The sequence below is a fragment of the Lewinella sp. LCG006 genome, assembly GCF_040784935.1.
Taxonomy (GTDB): domain Bacteria; phylum Bacteroidota; class Bacteroidia; order Chitinophagales; family Saprospiraceae; genus Lewinella.
The window spans coordinates 4,242,954-4,260,188 of sequence record NZ_CP160680.1 but is presented as its reverse complement, the minus strand read 5'-3'; the positions used below and the strand labels follow the sequence as shown (position 1 = coordinate 4,260,188).

Genomic DNA, 17,235 nt, shown 5'->3' with positions numbered 1-17,235 from the left:
ATAATTATTTTTTGCCCGTACTACAACCAAATATTTCTCCCTCACCATGGTAAAATCAAAGCCTTCCACCACTATCAAAACCAAGGATCTAACCACAGCTTTTCGCAAGATGGCCACAGCCAAAGCCCTAACGGAGCTTTATGAAGACCATTTTAAACTGGTTTCTAAATACGTGCACGCTACCAGTAGAGGCCACGAGGCCATTCAGCTTGCGATGGGCTTGCAGCTCCAACCACAAGATTATGTTGCGCCCTACTATCGCGATGATGCGCTGCTCTTAGGCATTGGTATGGAGCCCTACGAACTGATGTTGCAATTGATGGCCAAGCGTGATGACCCCTTCTCTGGTGGCCGTAGCTATTACAGCCATCCCAGCCTACGACGGGAAGAAATGCCAAAAATCCCACATCAGTCTTCCGCTACGGGCATGCAAGCCATTCCCATGACGGGCGTAGCACTGGGTTTCCAGTACCAAGAACAAACAGGACTGCAAAAGTGGAAGAAAAACACCGCCCCTATTGCCGTTTGTTCACTTGGTGATGCCAGTGTGACGGAGGGAGAAGTTGCCGAAGCATTCCAAATGGCTGCCCTACGACAGCTCCCTATCATTTATTTGGTGCAAGACAATGGCTGGGATATTTCAGCCAATGCCGCAGAAACACGAGCCCAGGATGCAGCGGATTATGCAGCCGGTTTTCACGGTCTGGAAGTCGTAAAAGTTGATGGTACAAACTTCGCGGAATGCTATCAAAGCCTCGAACAAATAATTAAAACTGTTCGTAATGAGCGGCGTCCATTTTTGGTTCACGCCTCCGTCCCCTTGCTCAATCACCACACCAGTGGTGTACGCAAAGAATGGTACCGCGATGATCTTGAGGAGCAGCAAAAGCGCGATCCGTACCCAAAATTGCGCAAATACTTATTGAATGCAGGTGTTGCCGAAAAGGCCATCAAAGCCATAGAACAAGAAGCCGCTGCACTGGTTGCCGCCGACTTTGAACGGGCAAAAGCAGCGGAAGACCCTCGGCCGGAAGACCTCTATACCTACGATTTTGTTCCTACCGCTATCGAAGAAGAACGCGGCGAACGGCAACCCAGTGAAGGTAGTCCTACCGTCATGGTGGATTGTGCGCTGCACGCGGTGGAAGAATTAATGAAAGAACATCCTGAATGTCTTTTGTACGGCCAGGATGTGGGTGCTCGCCTGGGAGGGGTATTTCGTGAAGCGGCTACTTTGGCGCAGAAATTCGGGGATGAGCGGGTATTCAACACCCCCATTCAGGAAGCGTTTATTGTAGGCAGCACGGTAGGAATGTCAGCCGTTGGATTAAAGCCTTTTGTAGAGGTTCAGTTTGCTGATTATATCTGGCCGGGCCTCAACCAGCTCTTTACGGAAGTAAGTCGCTCGTGCTATCTTTCCAATGGCAAATGGCCGGTGAGCATGGTATTGCGGGTACCTATCGGCGCCTATGGCAGCGGAGGTCCCTATCACAGCTCCAGTGTAGAATCGGTACTGACCAATATCCGTGGCATTAAAATTGCCTACCCCAGTAATGGTGCCGACCTCAAAGGGTTGATGAAAGCAGCTTACCACGACCCCAACCCAGTGGTCATGCTGGAACATAAAGGCCTCTATTGGTCGAAAGTACCGGGTACCGAAGCCGCCCGAACCGTTGAGCCGGCTGCTGATTATGTGCTGCCATTTGGGCAAGCTACTTCACCACTAAAGGCTACCGACGAAGAAAAAGAGAAAGGCACTACCATGGCCGTTATCACCTATGGCATGGGGGTTCACTGGGCTTTAAATGCTGCCAAGAAATTCCCCGGGCAGGTAGAAGTTGTAGACTTGCGAACCTTAGCCCCCCTTGACGAGGAATACATCTACGAGGCTGCACGCCGCCACAGTAAGGTTTTGGTATTGACGGAAGAACCCGTGCACAATACCTTTGCCCAGAGTATTGCCGCTCGTATCCAGGAACATTGTTTCGAATACTTGGATGCTCCGGTAATGACCTTGGGATCCGCCAATATGCCCGCTATTCCACTTAATAGCACGCTGGAAGCGACAATGCTACCCAATGCCGAGAAAGTTGCTGATAAGCTGGCGGAATTGTTGGCTTATTAAAACGCAGGCATAACCTTTAATCTGCCAACAAAAAAGGGTGCAGCAATTACTCGCTGCACCCTTTTTTATTAGAGTTGTATTATCAGAAGGTTTATCTGATCAAAGTCACTTGTCCTGATTTTTCCAGAAATTCGCCACTGATGCCTACCCGTACTTGGTACAGATATACGTCAGAAGGTGCATCTTTTCCATCTTTCTTACCTTCCCATCCTGGATTATTAGGATCATTGGATTCAAAAACCACATTCCCCCAACGATTGTAGACTGTAAGTTCCACTACGTCCATTTCCCCAAGGAAGAAGGGCTTGAATACATCATTGTCACCATCTCCATTAGGAGAGAAAATGTTAGGCACCTCGTAAAGTAGCTTTTGGATAAATATAGAATCCTCCAGTATCTGACATCCATTGTCTAAAGTTGCATAGACGTATCCTGGCAAAGAAGCCTCCTGATTCACATCAGGCATCCAGGTCAACGGGGAACCAGTGCCAATGGAGAAACCATTAAATGTCCAGAAAATACCGGGGTTGTTCTCATTAGGCATGGTGGCTTCTAAATTAACAGATGAAACACCAGCCGTAATCAGGTTCGTACTTGTATCATCATTGATCGAGAAAGTAGCCTCTTCAATAATGGTAATTGTTATCGAGTCGGTACTAACACATTCTCCCAGACTAGCTTCCAAGGTGTAAGTGGTTGTAACGGTAGGCTGAACTTCAGGATCAGGTTCCATGAATACATCGCCAGCCGTGCTGGTCCAACTGTAGGTAACACCTGGCTCTACCTCTCCGTCAAACAGCGAAAGAGGAACATCAATTCCAAAACAGATGGTTGTATCGGGGTTGAGCGCCACTTGCTGAGGCGCATCATTGACCAGGATAAAGATAGTGGCCGACTGTTGATCACAATCGTCCTCAGCAGTAGGACCATACTGGTAGACAAAGGTTGCAGGGCCACTGTTGGTAGCGGTAAAGGTAGTATTCACACCTAATTCACTTTCACCATCATAAAACCATACGAGAGATTCTGCACCATTGGTACTGTTTTGAACATTGGCCACGAGGTCAAATTCAAAACCACGACAGGTAACCAGTGTATCCACTCCCCCGTTTACATCTACCAAAACACCGGGCTCAATCACGGTAACGGTGACCTGATCCGTAGCAGTACCACAAATATTGGTAGCGGTACCCGTGTAGGTAGTTGTGGTTGCAGGCGTAACAACAGGGTTCACCACAGTACTTACATTAGGATTGGTGCTCGTTGACCAAAGATAGACGGTACCTTCCTGACCACCGCCGCCATTGGGGTTGAGGTCGATGGATTCTCCAGGACAAAGGGTGAGGTCACCTCTGGCGTTTAACACCGGAGCTGGTGGCACAATTACGGTTACCGATTGCTCGATAGCACATCCATCTATACTTGAACTGACGGTATACGTGGTCGTGGAAGTAGGACTAGCCAATGGGTTAGGACAATCGCTACAGCTTAAGGTCTCCGCAGGTGTCCATTCCAATTCTCCCAGGGTGGTAGACATCACTGCTAGTTGGACACTTTCACCAGCACACACCTCGGGTTGGGCGGGGGTAATTTCCAATGCGTCGTTGTTGATGACATTCAAAGTGATTGAATCTGTTTGAATACAACCGCCGTTGATCGTTATCCGCTCGTAGGTAAAGGTGTCTACAGTAGTAAGTACGATATTGTAGAGTGTATCCGAAGTTTCGAAACCAGGACCCGCCCATTGGTGCGTAATATCGGGGTACATCACAGGATCATAGATAGGTGAACTCAAAGTCACCAATTCTCCCTGACAGTAAGAATCCTCCATTGGGTCGGACATGATGGTCATACTCACTGGTAAGGAATCTACTTGAATAGCAAAAGTATCCATACGAATACAGTTACCAATGGTGACAGTAGCGGTATAGACGGTATAGGTATCGGGGCTCAACAATGGTGCTGGGCCTGAAACTGTCGCCGGATCCCAAACAACGGTAGCGTCGGTCGGAAGAACAGCAGCCTGTACCTGTACGGTTTCTCCTTGGCAAATGAAGGTCGTATCGGGTTGATTTAAATCAATAGCGACCTGGACGACTTCGACCGGTATGACATCCATAGATTCACAACCCAGGCGTTCCCCCGTAAGGGTATAAGTTCCAGTAGTCACTGGAATAATCACGGTGGCGTTACTATCTGGGCTGACGATAACATTAGGACCTGACCAAGTATAGTTTACATCTCCTTCAACCGTGCTGCTGGACAAGGAAATTTCATCGCCCAAACAAATAGCATCCATGGGTTCTTCCGCAATATCGATAAGTGGTAATTGCGTCACCTCGATGGTAACACTATCAACTGAAGGTGTAGGACATTCTCCGTTTAATACCGAAAGGTAGTAAGTTGTTGTCACATCAGGTTGTACCAATGGGTTAGCAAGAGGATCAATGGTTGACGCAGGCACCGATGTCCAGGTATAAATATTACCATCGACAAAAGTACCACCGATGAGTCTTTCTTCTCCATTACAAATCCGCTCATCATCGGCAATAGTGTATTCCGGCGCAGTAAAATCTAGCACCGTGATGGTCACAAAATCCATGAAGTTACAAGCCGCCGCCGTTAGCGTTACGGGAACATCATAAATACCCGGAGCATCTGCCGTCACGATAGGCGTAGGACAATTCGTACAACTGAAGGTCAATCCAGGAGGAGGTGACCAATTGTAGGTCGCGGTAGCAAAATCCTGACCAGCAGGAATTTCAAATTCTTCACCGATACACACAATGATATCTGGCCCTGCATCAAGGTCAAAAACATTGACCGTTACTTCCAGGGTATCTACATAACAAACCGCATCCAACAAAGCAGTGTACACTTGGGTCTGGCTGGGGGTAGCGATTGGTGTAAAACAGTTGGTACAAGATAATTCACCAGCGTTTGGTCCTATCCATTCGATGTTATCCAGACCTGTGATTACTTCCAGTTGAACGGTTTCACCAATACAAACCGAAGTATCCGCTGCGGCTACGGTAGCGCCCAGTGGTTGTAGTACATCAGGATCAGAAGGGCCCCAATCCACTTGGATACCACCACCCTGGATTTGGTTACCCCAGTCATTGGCCAGTACCACGAAAACCTGACCAGCCAATGCGTCAATGGTACGGACAATATCATCATTAATACCCTGACAATCGTACTCATCTTCTACAACATAACCAAACGTAGGATGGATATCAGCAAGTCCGGTAGGCTCCGTACCACCATCATAACTACTCCGAATCGGTTGGTTATTGGTCACAAAATTGATCACCGCCTGCGGCGTTTCGCACACTTCCTCTGGAGAAAAAGGACCCCATACGTTAAAGTCAATGTCCGAAGGAATATTTGCACTGCTAAGGATGAAACCAAATGGTCCGTCGGCTTGTGCTTCGATGGTGAACCAGTAATAATCAGGTTCAATCCCTACACCACCCCAACAACCGTTATTGGTGCCAACAGTATTAGGAATATCCTGAAAGCCATCCTCAAACATAAACTCGCTGGTGATGTCGCCATCGATAATACATCCATTGAGAGGGTTACAAAGGGCATCGACCAGGGCTGGTGAAAGTGCACAATCTGCTTCTACGATATTCAATCCGAAATCCGTACAACCTGAAGGATTAGCGACGATGATGTAGTAATCACCCGGTGTCTCGAAGTTGGCACTACTGATGCTTCCTGCTGCACTTTGCGCTATACAGACTGTACCAGGATCGCCGGGCAGACCATTAAGCACCAATACCCCTGTACCTGGTTCTGCCCCCGTCACATTGATCGAAGCACACAGGCCTCCTGGCGACTGGTACAAGAAGACGGATTCGGGGCCATTCAAAAAGGGAATGACACCACAAGGAGTAGTGTTAAAATTAGCACCTTGCCCACAAGTCGTAAGGCTGGGGTTGTTGAAGGGAACTTCCGTGATAGCAAAAGGGCTATCAAAGTCAGAACCATCGCACTCTAGCGGTGAGCATTGCCAGTTGGCCTCAAAGCCCGCTGAAGAATTGAACCCATCAGAGACAAACTCAAGGGTCATACAAGCATTCGATGATTGCACCTCAAATTCGTTGCCGTTGCTGTTGCCGGTGATCGATGCGATCAGCGGAGCAGCCGTACTGTTGCCTTGGTAAATATTAAGGACATCACCGCCAATAATATTGAAGGAAACAACATCCAGCAATACACACTGGGTAAAATCGTTGGGGCAGATGGTAAACGTAAAGTTTTCGTTGTTTCCGTAATCATCATCTGGGCCACCAGAATCGTAAACCGTGCCTGAACAAGCACTTGACTGGGTATCCTCGCCCATGTTGATGGCCGGGATATATTCCTCAATACATAGGGTAAAATCACCCCAGTTGGGTGTTCCTGTACCGGAATAGTCGTTTACCCTGATGAAATAGGGAATCCCCGGAGTCAGGCCAATCACATCAAGGCTGACGGCTGTTTCGCCATTGGGGGCACTGATACAGTTCAACTCGGCCAGGCCACCACAACCGCCACGATAAAGGGCAAACTGGGGGTTGGTCAGTGGAACACCATTAGGGCCCAAGTCTGTTCCGATGACGGTAATGGTAACATCGACCAGAGCGGCATCGACCATAAACCCAAAGAAGACGTCGTTTTGGGTCGTCCCTCCATTGAAACAGGTGGGGTTATCCAAAGGGCCGGAGTTACTGTCCGTAGCGTCAACATTGGTATAAATATCACCAGTACAGGCAGGTGCTGTTCCCAGATCAATGAGATTGACACAATCATCATTAGCTGGCTGAGCAAATGCACTGATGGTAAAGAGGACACTACAAAGAAGCGTAAAAATATATTTCATACAGGATAAAGTGTCTGTGACAGATGGTTGATTAACTTATACGACCAAAGATAGACAATTAGCCTCAAAAAAAATGTTCTCCCCCTTCCTTTGTCTGCTTACTTGCGTTCCAACAGCCACTATTTTATTGATAGCCATTACCTTTGGCACCTAAAGCTTTGTTTTTTATGCAAAAAATCCTGCTCCACTTGGGGAGTAACCAAGGTTGGAGGAACCGAAACCTGCTCCGAGCACGCCAACTGCTACAGCAGCAACTGGGGAAAGAGATCAAGGCTTCGGCCTGCTACGAAACCAGTGCCTGGGGCCTGGAAGACCAACCGGACTTCCTCAACCAGGCCTGCCTGTACCAGACGGCACTTGCCCCCACCCAGGCACTTGAAACGGCACTTGCGATTGAGCAGCAGCTGGGTCGCGTGAGGCACCGCAAATGGGATCAACGCCTCATTGATATCGACCTGATCTTTTACGCGGACGAGATCATCCAAACGCCGCAGCTGACCCTCCCCCACCCCTGGATGCAGGAGCGGCGGTTTGTGCTGGTACCCGTAGCCGAAATTGCCCCGGAATGGGTGCATCCGCTGCTAGCAAAAACAGTGGCACAATTGCTGGAGGAATGCCAGGATCGGGGGGAGGTGGTGAGGGTTTGTTGAGGGTGTAAAAGTGTAAGGGTCGGCTGTACAATCTGGCGTGATATAAACTTTACGGCTGAGACTGTTCAAAAATCTGTGTCCAAATACTTCTGACTTTTCCGATCTTTACGCGCTGATTACCCTATTACGATCAACTTAATTCATGTACATTTCCGCCTTTTCTAAAGGCCAAATAACAGCGATAAGCAAATGCTAAACTATATTAAAGAGGTATTAGGGAATATGCCTACGGACTGGTTGAACCTCACTACGCATCGACTAGATATTTACGAGGAGCAACTGGCTAAAAGCCAATTTTTGGAACAGTTTGAAGCGCTGTATAATGACAATAATGCGGAAGCCGCTGCCCTTGATGCATTGCCTACTGCTTACGACTATATTCGACTCGGTCATCCATTGTCTTGTGTGCTGGAATGGGCAGTTGCGAAATTGAATCATCTAAAAGCCGAGAATGTCATCAGTTTTTCTTCCATGACGATTCCTGTCTTGGCCATTCTGAGAAGCAATTTATTAGCAAACAAAAACACCCAGCTACTTTATACGGGTGCATTACCTCCTGCTTTTGATGCGGAAGTACTGAGGAGCATTTATGGTTATAAATTTGAGCTGAGAAATCTTGAAACAGCCGACGCCATTATCGATTTCAATGGCAGTACGATCTTCCTTGCTCAACAAGAGACCATTGGCAATATTGATCCCAGCTCCATTACGAAGGCGATTAAGGTTGATTTTTTCATCACACTTCATGCTCATCTAGGAAGTATTTTGGTGGTAAATGGAGGGCAAAACGAGCCTTATATTTCAGAAATTCAGCATGTACGCAGAAGAGAAACCATTGCGATGACGCCTGCCAATTGTGTCGTTGCCTTAAAATCGCTAACGGGGGTATCTTTTGACACAAAAAAAAGCAATGTCGAGGCCAACAAGTCTAGTGTTTTGGAGGCCATTCAAACCATTACCGGTTCAAAAACCCAGGCACTCGTAGCTTCCAGCGGGCTCTCGATGCAGTATGCGATCATGATGGGGCTCATTCACGATGCAATAGAAAATCACCCTGGAAAAGCGATCAAATTCGTTGTCCCGCCCAATTGTTACGGTGGAACAAATGACCAGGCGAGGCGCGTTGCTGCGTGTATGGAAAACGTTGAAATCGTGGATTTACCCGTGGACGGGGGAAACGATATGGTGCAAAGCATTGATACCGTTTTAGCTAAAATCGCCAGCGATGATGCAATTCCTTACATCATTGCTGAAATTCCGACCAACCCTCGGGTTGAAGTTCCTGACCTTCTAAAACTAAAAACTGTTTTAAGTAAACCGCGTAAAACGGCAGCGGGCAGCATGGCCATCGATCCCGTTTTTATTTTAGATCAAACGTTCTGTCCGAATGTACACTTTTTAGGTGAAGGGGAGATGCTGTCAACAGTTAGAACCATTTCCTATGTAAGTGGATCAAAATTTCCAAGCGGGGGCTTATGTACTGCTGGCTACTGTGTCGGAAACCACAAAACGGAGGCCTTGCTGGAAAAAACAGCATTGCATCTGAGACTTTGCGACAACGAAGCTACAGCTTTGCAAATGGAAATACTGGCCAAGCAATTGCCATCCATGAACCAAAGAATTAATGCGGCCTACAAGAATACCCGCGAATTCATCAACTTTATCCACAATGTTTTACCAGCGGCCAACATCAATTTTGTTTCAGAAGAATTAGCCAACAGAGGGTTTATCCCATCTGTGTTTTCCCTAGATCTTCCCACTAAAGGAGATACGGAAGAGGAAAAAGAAGCCTATAAACGAGCGTTAAACCTCAAGTTGATCAACTTAATGATCACCGAAATCCCCAATGAAAGTAAGTTCTGCGTAAGCTATGGCCAACTGAAGGGGTGTTATTGGACCATACCCGCAACCTCTACCCAGGGAACGACTAAAGAAGGGGATAAAGACTACATTGTTCGCGCCTCCCTTTCTCCAAAAATGGATCTTGAGCTTCATAAAAAAGTATTTACACAGTTCACAAGAGAGCATTTAGCTTGGCTTTAATAAAGCGAGTAAAGCGACTCAAACGCATCAGTCCGTATGCTTGAATAATTTATGCTAGAGATTGCTTGATTGTGATCAAAATATTTGTACTTTTAATATACGTCTATTTTAAAGATGCTTTTGTAGAAGTATGCTTTCCAACCCCATCGGCACTAAATTTTGCTTAATATTCATATTCACCAGACATTAAGCAGAAGTGATTTCCAAGTGAAAAGCGAAGAATTTTGTTTGGCTCCAAGACACGCTCCAACCTGATTAGCTTCGCTACTGCTACGCCGTGCCCAGCTTGTAAGGTTTGAGGAAAACGAAGAAGCCAGATAAAAGATCCGTTTTTCCTTTCGGGAATTATTTTGCGTGATGTCTACAAAAAACACATCATGAGAAAAATTATCTTTTTTGTCTTGTTGGTCTTCAGCTTTTCAGGTATCCATAGTCAAGACACCAACACAACTTCCGAAACGGCGACCATCGGGCTGAATTCCGAACTCACCTACCGGATGATGGAACCCAATCAAAACTTGAGGAAATTGGAAATTTTGTTAGACGCCAAGAGCAATAACGAAATAGCACCAAAGTCCTTAGCCTTGGGGTTTTCGATCATCGGCATTGCTGACTATCAAAGCTCAAATAGAAATTCCAAGTTTGCCTATTTGATGCGGCACCCTACCTCCAACAACGCAATAGGAGAAACCGCAAGTGAAGTCGTTTTACATTCGGCCCAAGTATCTTTGGTAGGTTCCCTGAACAGTTGGATGACCACTTACGGAGAACTCCTTTATAGCCCCGAACAGAGTTTTGGCACCGGTACGATTACCAGTCTGGCCAGGAATCAAATTGAATTCCGAAAAGGGATCATCTTATTGGGCAACCTCAATGAGTTTCCTATCTACGTAGGCTTGGGTAAGATGGACCTTCCTTTTGGTCAAACCCGCAGTGTAAGCCCATTCACTAATTCGTCTATGTGGCATGCCTTCGGTGTTTTGGGCTATGGTGGTGTCGTCGGGTTTAAAAAATATGGCATCAGTGCTTCTTTCACGGCCATCCAGGGAGGATCCCAATTCAGGTCTGCTAATACTTCCGTTGACAGCACCAATGTTCCTTCAAGGGTCAACAATTTTGCCGGAGATCTCAACTATACCTTAAACTTTACGGAAAAGATAGCACTCAGGGCGGGAGCATCCTACCTCAGAGGAAGTGCCTATTGCCAACCCTGGCCGGTGATGCATTTTTTGCCTTGCTCAGAAAACAATCCTGCTTATTCCTTCTACGGCGAATTGACGATCACGGACCAGTTATTATTACAAGCTTCTTACGCAAAGACCCTCGAGGTTTGGCCGGGAACGTTTAACCCTAACCCTCCATTGAATCAATTTGCTGCCTCCAAGGTGAGTTCTTTAAATCTTGGCGCGAGGTATCAAATCAATTCGACTGGAAAAATTGTCTACGCGGTTTCTGGTGAGTTCTCAAATTTCAGAGCAGGCCCGGAAAACGCTCCCTGGGAAAGACAATCCCAAATTATCGTAGGGCTGAATGCCCAGGTGGAAAAAACTTCTCGAATTTTTGTCGAATTATTCCAAACAGCTGGTTATGAACCCCTCAACTTTATCAGCGGCGGAAACTTCGAAAACCCTGGTGAAACCCACAGTGATAACGATGCGAGAAGTAAAGGTATCGTAGCGGGCGTATTGTTCTCCATTTAAACAGACCACCGATAAAAGTCCATTGAGAGGCACTCTCTAACCAGCAAAACAGTTGGGGGGTGCCTCTCTTATAAAATAGAGGGAAAAAGCAGTGGTAAGCGCGATCGTTCATGCTAGTGCCTCGGGCACTAAATCCTTGACACCCCAAGTTTCGTTCTTTTGCAGCTACTCGTCGTTGAAGAACCATTCCTTTAGCTATGGCTAAAGTCATGAACCTTCGCCTAGATTAGCTACAAAATAACTTCAACTTAGGTGTCAGAGACTTAATTCCCAAGGCACTAGTGGTCTTCCCCACCTTGTAAACCAAATGACATTACACGCTTTTGCGCCGCCGGGAGCAAGTTCTTTAACACTTCTTCCAGGAGATAATCACTATTTTGTCAAAACACAAATGTCTCCCCATGAATACCAAATTGCTCCTTTTCTTTCTCCTCGCTTTTTCTACGCTTGCAAATGCCCAGGTCGCATTCGAACAAAATGTCGTGATCGACAGCACTTACGGAGTCATTAACCCTCGCGCCTGTGCCGTTGCGGACATCGACAACGACGGCTTTAAAGATCTCCTGATCGCCGGCTACAGCGATGTCGTCTGGGTGAGAAGTATCGACGGAATGGGGGGCTTTGCCAAGGTCAGCCCCATCTCCACGGAATTTATTGATGCCGGCAAGGTAGCCGCCGCAGATTTTGATGGTGATAATGATGTCGACGTGGTGATCTTAGCGCGGAGCGACAATAATTCTTACGAGGTCCTTTATGCGGAAAATACCGATGGCCTGGGTTCCTTTGCGGAACCCGTCGCTTTGGCCAATACCGCAGCCTTGATTTTTCTGAATCTGCAAGTGCTCGATATGGACAATGATGGCGATATGGACATTGCTTATTCGAGCAACGATAATATTTCCTGGCTGGAAAACACGGATGGGCAAGCCAGCTTCACCGATCATTATTTGTTGGGTGACAACCAGGGGTTTTATGCCGTTGACGTCGATGGCGACAATATTTCCGACATTATCGCAGATTTTGGCGATGATCTGAGGGCCTACAAACTCAATCCCGACGGCACCCTTTCGTTCCTTGAAACCATGAATACCTTCTCTTTAAACCAGGATTTCAAAGCTGGCGACCTTGATGATGATGGCGACAATGACGTGGTCACTCTTTTCGAAAATGGCTTAACCCGCCAAATCCACTGGTACGAGAATATCGACGGCTTGGGAACCTTTAGCAATCGGCAAATTTTGCTGAGCCTGCCTTCCATTTCCGGCTCTACCAATAATGACCAAAAAGGCCTGGAAATCATTGATATTGACAACGACAATCTGGTGGACGTCGTGGTTTTTGAATCTCGAAGTGGCGGCATGTCCTGGTACAAAAATTTGGGAAGTGCCGTATTTGGTCCAGAACAGATCGTAACGGATCAAATACCTACACTAAGCAGTATTACCATCTCAGATCTAGACAATGATGGCGCACCTGATATTCTCTTCACAGATTATGCCTTGAACGAATATTCCTGGTTCAAAAACCAGGATGGCTTAGGAGATTTTGGCAGCAGATTAAGGATTTCCTCTTATGCCTACTTCATAAACCATGTAGATTATGGCGATATAGATGGCGATGGGGACCTGGATTTGGTGTCTTCTTCTCATGCCGACAACAAAGTGGCCTGGTACGAAAACACCAATGGACTAGGTGATTTCTCTAACATTCAGCAGTTGATTTCCACCACCACCGATGGTGCCCGAGACGTTTTTGCCGTAGACCTGGATGGGGACCTGGACCAGGACGTTCTGGTATCAGCCTCCCTGGATGCTTCCACCAACGAATACCAACTCCTCTGGTTTGAAAATGACGGAACGGGCACCTTTACGACCGAACACATTTTTGAAACCACTATGGAAGACATCCTGAGAATCAACTATGCAGATGTAGATAACGACGGAGATATGGACGTGATTTGTGGTCAGGAAAATAGCGTACTGGCCTTGTACAAAAACAACGGAGACGGCACTTTTGCCCCGCCAGTGGTCTTCTCTGAAACGGGATTTGCCTATCTAACGAGCCTGGAGGTGGCGGACCTGGACGGCGATGGTGATATCGACGTTTTAGCTTCCTACATCAGTGATGAAATCATCTGGCACGAGAACGTTGACGGCCTGGGTGATTTGAGCGTCAAGCATATCATTATTGAAGACATGCCCTCTGCTACCGCTATCTCGGTGGCAGACCTGGATGGAGATGATGACAATGATGTGCTGTTCGCCAGCAGGTCGAGCAGTGATGTCGGCTATTTTCTCAACGAAGACGGGCTAGGTACTTTTGGGCCGAAGGTCATCACCTCGGAGATCCCGCAAAACCCCAATGCTATTTACAGCATGGATGTAGATGGCGATGGAGATATGGACATGGTTGCCCATTCTTCCGAAGGACAAAGATTCATTTGGTTTCCCAATGACGGGAGTGCCAGTTTTGGCGATCCCGTAGAAATCTCCAGCTTGATCAAAAGAATCAGCCATATCACCTCAGCCGATATCGATGGTGACGGAAAAACGGATCTGATCACCTCGTCCTATGACGATGACCAGGTAGCTTGGTTCAGGAATTTGGGGACTTTATTCAATAACACCATTTCCGGAGTCGTTCGTTTAGATGCCAATGCAGACGGTTGTGATGCCGCTGATGCCATCATTCCAAATGTGCTGATCCAAACAGAGAATAACAACAACACTTTCGCCACCTTTACCCAGCCCGATGGCAGTTATAGCTTGCAAGCCAACCAGGAGATTTTCACCACGGCTATTTCTTCGGCTTTGCCAACGTACTACACGAGCAACCCCGCTAGTCATACCTTCGACTTTATCGGATTGAGCAACACGACCAGCGATGCCGATTTTTGTGTAGAAGCCAATCAAACGGTCAATGACCTTGGTATCGTTGTTTATCCAGACCAGGACGAGCCCAGACCTGGATTTGAAACTACCTATCGCTTGATTTACAAAAACAACGGGACGACACCCCTCACGGGTACCATCGACTTTCAGTTTGATGGCGCTAAGCTAAATTTCCTCAACGCATCCGAAACCATTGCGGCCCAAACGACCAACAGCCTAACGTTTAACTACACGGACCTAATTCCTTTTGAGACGCGGTCTATTGATTTGGCTTTTGAAGTGTTTCCTCCACCGACCACCAGCATTGATGATGTGCTAAATGCCACCGCCACCATTACACCACTTGCCGGAGACGCCAATGAGGCCGACAATAGCTTCAACTTAGTGCAAACCGTCATCGGTGCTTACGATCCCAATGACATCCGCGTTTTGGAAGGAGAAGAAATTACCATTGAGGAAGCCGAAAAGTACTTGCATTACATTATTCGTTTTCAAAACACCGGTACCGCTAGTGCGATAAATATCAGGGTGAATAATGTTTTAGACGACAAATTCGATTGGTCCACCTTGCAACTGGAAGATTTAAGTCACCCAGGAAGGGTGGAAATCACTGATGGCAACATTGTCAATTTCCTCTTCAACAACATCAATTTACCCGACAGCACCACGAATGAGCCAGCTTCCCACGGGTTTATTGCCTATAAAATCAAGCCCAGGAATGATGTAGTCGTTGGTGATATCTTCTCCAGTACGGCGGATATTTATTTCGATTTCAATCCACCAATCACCACAAATACCGCTACTACGGAGATTGTCAATCCGTCGTCTGTGACTGATTTTGAGCACCAGCGCATTAAGCTTTTTCCTAATCCAGCAAGTTCAAGGCTCACCATTGCCGCGGAAACCCCCATTAATCTCCTCCGAATTTATGACCTCAGTGGGAGGGTGCAAAAAATGCTAATTCCAAACGGTGAAACGGTCAATATAGATGTGTCCGATTTAGTGAAAGGACTCTATTTTGTGGAAGTCAAATCTGTGGATGGTATTGAGATGTTGAAGTTTATTAAGCTATAAGTCAATAAAACAGTTCCTAAATCTCCTCTTCCACAATGACCAATTTCTCTCCTTCCGCAGGCCTGCGCAAATTATAAAGATCGGAAGAGCCTACGCCTACAGTTACGACCGTATGCATCGCCTGTTCTATCGTGCAATCGAGGTAGGTCACTAGATGCTTGGGTACGTGGTATACACAACCATTAGCGGGGTTGGGAGCAGTAGGAACAAAAACCGTTATGAGGCCCGAGGGGTGTTCATCAGTGACCAAGCCCGTCATCAACGCGCCGGTGCCATAGCAATCGATCAGTACTACGTCACTAAAAGGGGTTTTCTCCCTTTCGACAAAAGCTTTAATGGTATCCCGAAGCGTACCATAGAAAGGAATTTTATGAAAAAAAAGATGCTCCACCAATAGAAAGTTGCGCTTTCCTTTTTCAGAACTCACTGATATACCAATAATAAAAAGTAAAGCAAGCAATATTATACTTGAAATTATCCCTACCCGGATACCCCGATCATCTGCAGAGAACCCCATCAAAGCCGTAAGCGGTTGGAGGAGCGTAGCTGCAATTCCCAGAATGAATTGAAACACCAAAAACAAGATACCTAGCGGCAGAATAACAATTAGCCCGCCGACAATGGCATTTAGTAGATAGTTTTTCCAAGTAAAAGGAGGTACTTTATTTTCTGTTACAACAAGGCCTTTCATAGCAGTGGTTTTATCGGTAACTTCCAAAAAGAACACAATGTTCTTTCTGTGTTAGGAGACGGGAAAAAATAATCCTATTTTCTTTTGATTTCGCTTTTTGTGCTAAGACTAGTAATACTTAGATTAGGCGTGCACAAAAAGCGAAATCTTCAGAAAAAGAAAATAGGTTTATTTCCGTCAAAATACTAAGCCACTTGAAAAGATTGAAATAAATTTGATAGCCACCATTAATAGACTTGTTCTGCCGGGGCAGTTTACCTTACGGTGATCGCCTTTGGCTCAGAGTTGGTGGGAAAATTGATGCATTATCGACCACGCGAAGCCTTTTTTGAGGAGCTTAGCCACAGCTAAGTGACTTAAAAAAGGCACAGTGTGGGAAGATAAGGCGCGATTTGCCCCCGAAATGATCCCGGCAGAACAAGTCTAATAAACCTAGAGCATGAAAGATACCAGCAAACACGATGAACGTATTGCAAAAATGACCTTTGCTTCGGTCTACCCACATTATATCACCAAAGTTGAGAATAAAGGCAGGACAAAAGCAGAGCTCCATCAAGTCATTGAGTGGTTAACCGGTTATGGAGAAGAAAAGCTACAAGCGCTGATCACCGAAAAAGTAACTTTTGAAAAATTCTTTGAAGATGCTACCCTACACCCAAATGCGCATTTAATCAAGGGTGTCATCTGTGGCTATCGGGTGGAAGAAATCGAAACGCCCTTAACCCAACAGGTCAGGTACCTGGACAAGTTGGTGGATGAATTGGCTAAAGGACGTAAAATGGACAAAATCCTCCGTAATGAATAAGGACATTCAAGCATACAACAACACACAAAGTTCGGAAGACAAAGCAATTTGCGACCAACTTGCCACCATTGTCACTGCCGAGCTAGTAGAAGCAGAAAGTAAAATCTGGCACGCTCACCCGGTATGGTTTTTAGACGGCAACCCCATTGTTGGCTATAGCAAACAAAAAGCCGGCATCCGACTAATGTTTTGGAGCGGTGCCGACTTTGAGGAGGAGGCCTTAAGCCACAGAGGCAAGAAATTCAAGGATGCTTCCATCTTCTATAATGCAGCCTCTGAAATCCAGGCGAATGATTTAAAACGCTGGCTGAGTAAATCCAGAACCATTCAATGGGATTATAAAAACATCGTCAAAAGAAAGGGGCAATTGGAAAGATTGTAATAAG

At 46.4% G+C, this 17,235-nt stretch carries 9 protein-coding genes; 7 read left to right on the top strand and 2 right to left on the bottom strand.

Annotated elements, in window-relative coordinates; all coding sequences use genetic code 11:
- Nucleotides 1–46 precede the first annotated feature (46 nt).
- Nucleotides 47–2,125 (top strand): thiamine pyrophosphate-dependent enzyme, encoded by a 2,079-nt coding sequence (locus tag AB0L18_RS15365; RefSeq protein WP_367388186.1) that lies wholly within the window; start codon nucleotides 47–49, stop codon nucleotides 2,123–2,125.
- Nucleotides 2,126–2,216: 91 nt separating this feature from the next.
- On the opposite strand, the gene AB0L18_RS15360 is transcribed toward AB0L18_RS15365, so the two are convergent.
- A complete protein-coding gene (locus AB0L18_RS15360) occupies nucleotides 2,217–6,995 on the bottom strand; it encodes a gliding motility-associated C-terminal domain-containing protein (RefSeq protein ID WP_367388185.1) in 4,779 nt (1,592 codons plus the stop codon).
- Nucleotides 6,996–7,162: 167 nt separating this feature from the next.
- Here AB0L18_RS15360 and folK point away from each other — a divergent pair, with 167 nt between their 5' ends.
- The 4 genes from folK (at nucleotide 7,163) to AB0L18_RS15340 (ending at nucleotide 15,353) form a co-directional block, all read left to right on the top strand.
- Nucleotides 7,163–7,645, top strand: coding sequence for a 2-amino-4-hydroxy-6-hydroxymethyldihydropteridine diphosphokinase (gene folK / locus AB0L18_RS15355; RefSeq protein ID WP_367388184.1), 483 nt, complete (start codon nucleotides 7,163–7,165; stop codon nucleotides 7,643–7,645).
- Nucleotides 7,646–7,834: 189 nt separating this feature from the next.
- Nucleotides 7,835–9,688 carry a cystathionine beta-synthase gene (locus AB0L18_RS15350; RefSeq protein WP_367388183.1) on the top strand — a complete coding sequence of 618 codons (1,854 nt, stop codon included), beginning with the start codon at nucleotides 7,835–7,837 and terminating at the stop codon, nucleotides 9,686–9,688.
- Between the two features lie 377 nt (nucleotides 9,689–10,065).
- Entirely contained in the window at nucleotides 10,066–11,388 is a 1,323-nt protein-coding gene (locus AB0L18_RS15345) for a hypothetical protein (RefSeq protein WP_367388182.1), read from the top strand.
- A 401-nt stretch (nucleotides 11,389–11,789) separates the two neighbouring features.
- Nucleotides 11,790–15,353: a T9SS type A sorting domain-containing protein gene (locus AB0L18_RS15340; RefSeq protein ID WP_367388181.1), complete on the top strand. Its 3,564-nt coding sequence runs from the start codon at nucleotides 11,790–11,792 to the stop codon at nucleotides 15,351–15,353.
- 16 nt (nucleotides 15,354–15,369) lie between these two features.
- Here the strand turns inward: AB0L18_RS15340 and AB0L18_RS15335 are convergent, their stop codons facing one another.
- Nucleotides 15,370–16,044 (bottom strand): DUF502 domain-containing protein, encoded by a 675-nt coding sequence (locus AB0L18_RS15335; RefSeq protein ID WP_367388180.1) that lies wholly within the window; start codon nucleotides 16,042–16,044, stop codon nucleotides 15,370–15,372.
- Nucleotides 16,045–16,483: 439 nt separating this feature from the next.
- Between AB0L18_RS15335 and AB0L18_RS15330 the strand changes: the two genes are divergently transcribed.
- Both AB0L18_RS15330 and AB0L18_RS15325 read left to right on the top strand, forming a co-directional pair.
- Nucleotides 16,484–16,849 carry a DUF2200 domain-containing protein gene (locus tag AB0L18_RS15330; RefSeq protein WP_367388179.1) on the top strand — a complete coding sequence of 122 codons (366 nt, stop codon included), beginning with the start codon at nucleotides 16,484–16,486 and terminating at the stop codon, nucleotides 16,847–16,849.
- Complete coding sequence (locus AB0L18_RS15325) at nucleotides 16,842–17,231, top strand: DUF1801 domain-containing protein (RefSeq protein ID WP_367388178.1); 390 nt, start codon at nucleotides 16,842–16,844, stop codon at nucleotides 17,229–17,231. Before AB0L18_RS15330 ends, AB0L18_RS15325 begins: the two co-directional genes overlap by 8 nt.
- Nucleotides 17,232–17,235 lie beyond the last annotated feature (4 nt).

Excerpts from the sequence above, each read along its gene's own strand:
- AB0L18_RS15345 (WP_367388182.1), top strand. The coding sequence starts at position 10,066 with ATGAGAAAAATTATCTTTTTTGTCTTGTTGGTCTTCAGCTTTTCAGGT.
- AB0L18_RS15360 (WP_367388185.1), bottom strand. The coding sequence starts at position 6,995 with ATGAAATATATTTTTACGCTTCTTTGTAGTGTCCTCTTTACCATCAGT.
- AB0L18_RS15330 (WP_367388179.1), top strand. The coding sequence starts at position 16,484 with ATGAAAGATACCAGCAAACACGATGAACGTATTGCAAAAATGACCTTT.
- folK (WP_367388184.1), top strand. The coding sequence starts at position 7,163 with ATGCAAAAAATCCTGCTCCACTTGGGGAGTAACCAAGGTTGGAGGAAC.
- AB0L18_RS15365 (WP_367388186.1), top strand. The coding sequence starts at position 47 with ATGGTAAAATCAAAGCCTTCCACCACTATCAAAACCAAGGATCTAACC.
- AB0L18_RS15350 (WP_367388183.1), top strand. The coding sequence starts at position 7,835 with ATGCTAAACTATATTAAAGAGGTATTAGGGAATATGCCTACGGACTGG.
- AB0L18_RS15340 (WP_367388181.1), top strand. The coding sequence starts at position 11,790 with ATGAATACCAAATTGCTCCTTTTCTTTCTCCTCGCTTTTTCTACGCTT.
- AB0L18_RS15325 (WP_367388178.1), top strand. The coding sequence starts at position 16,842 with ATGAATAAGGACATTCAAGCATACAACAACACACAAAGTTCGGAAGAC.
- AB0L18_RS15335 (WP_367388180.1), bottom strand. The coding sequence starts at position 16,044 with ATGAAAGGCCTTGTTGTAACAGAAAATAAAGTACCTCCTTTTACTTGG.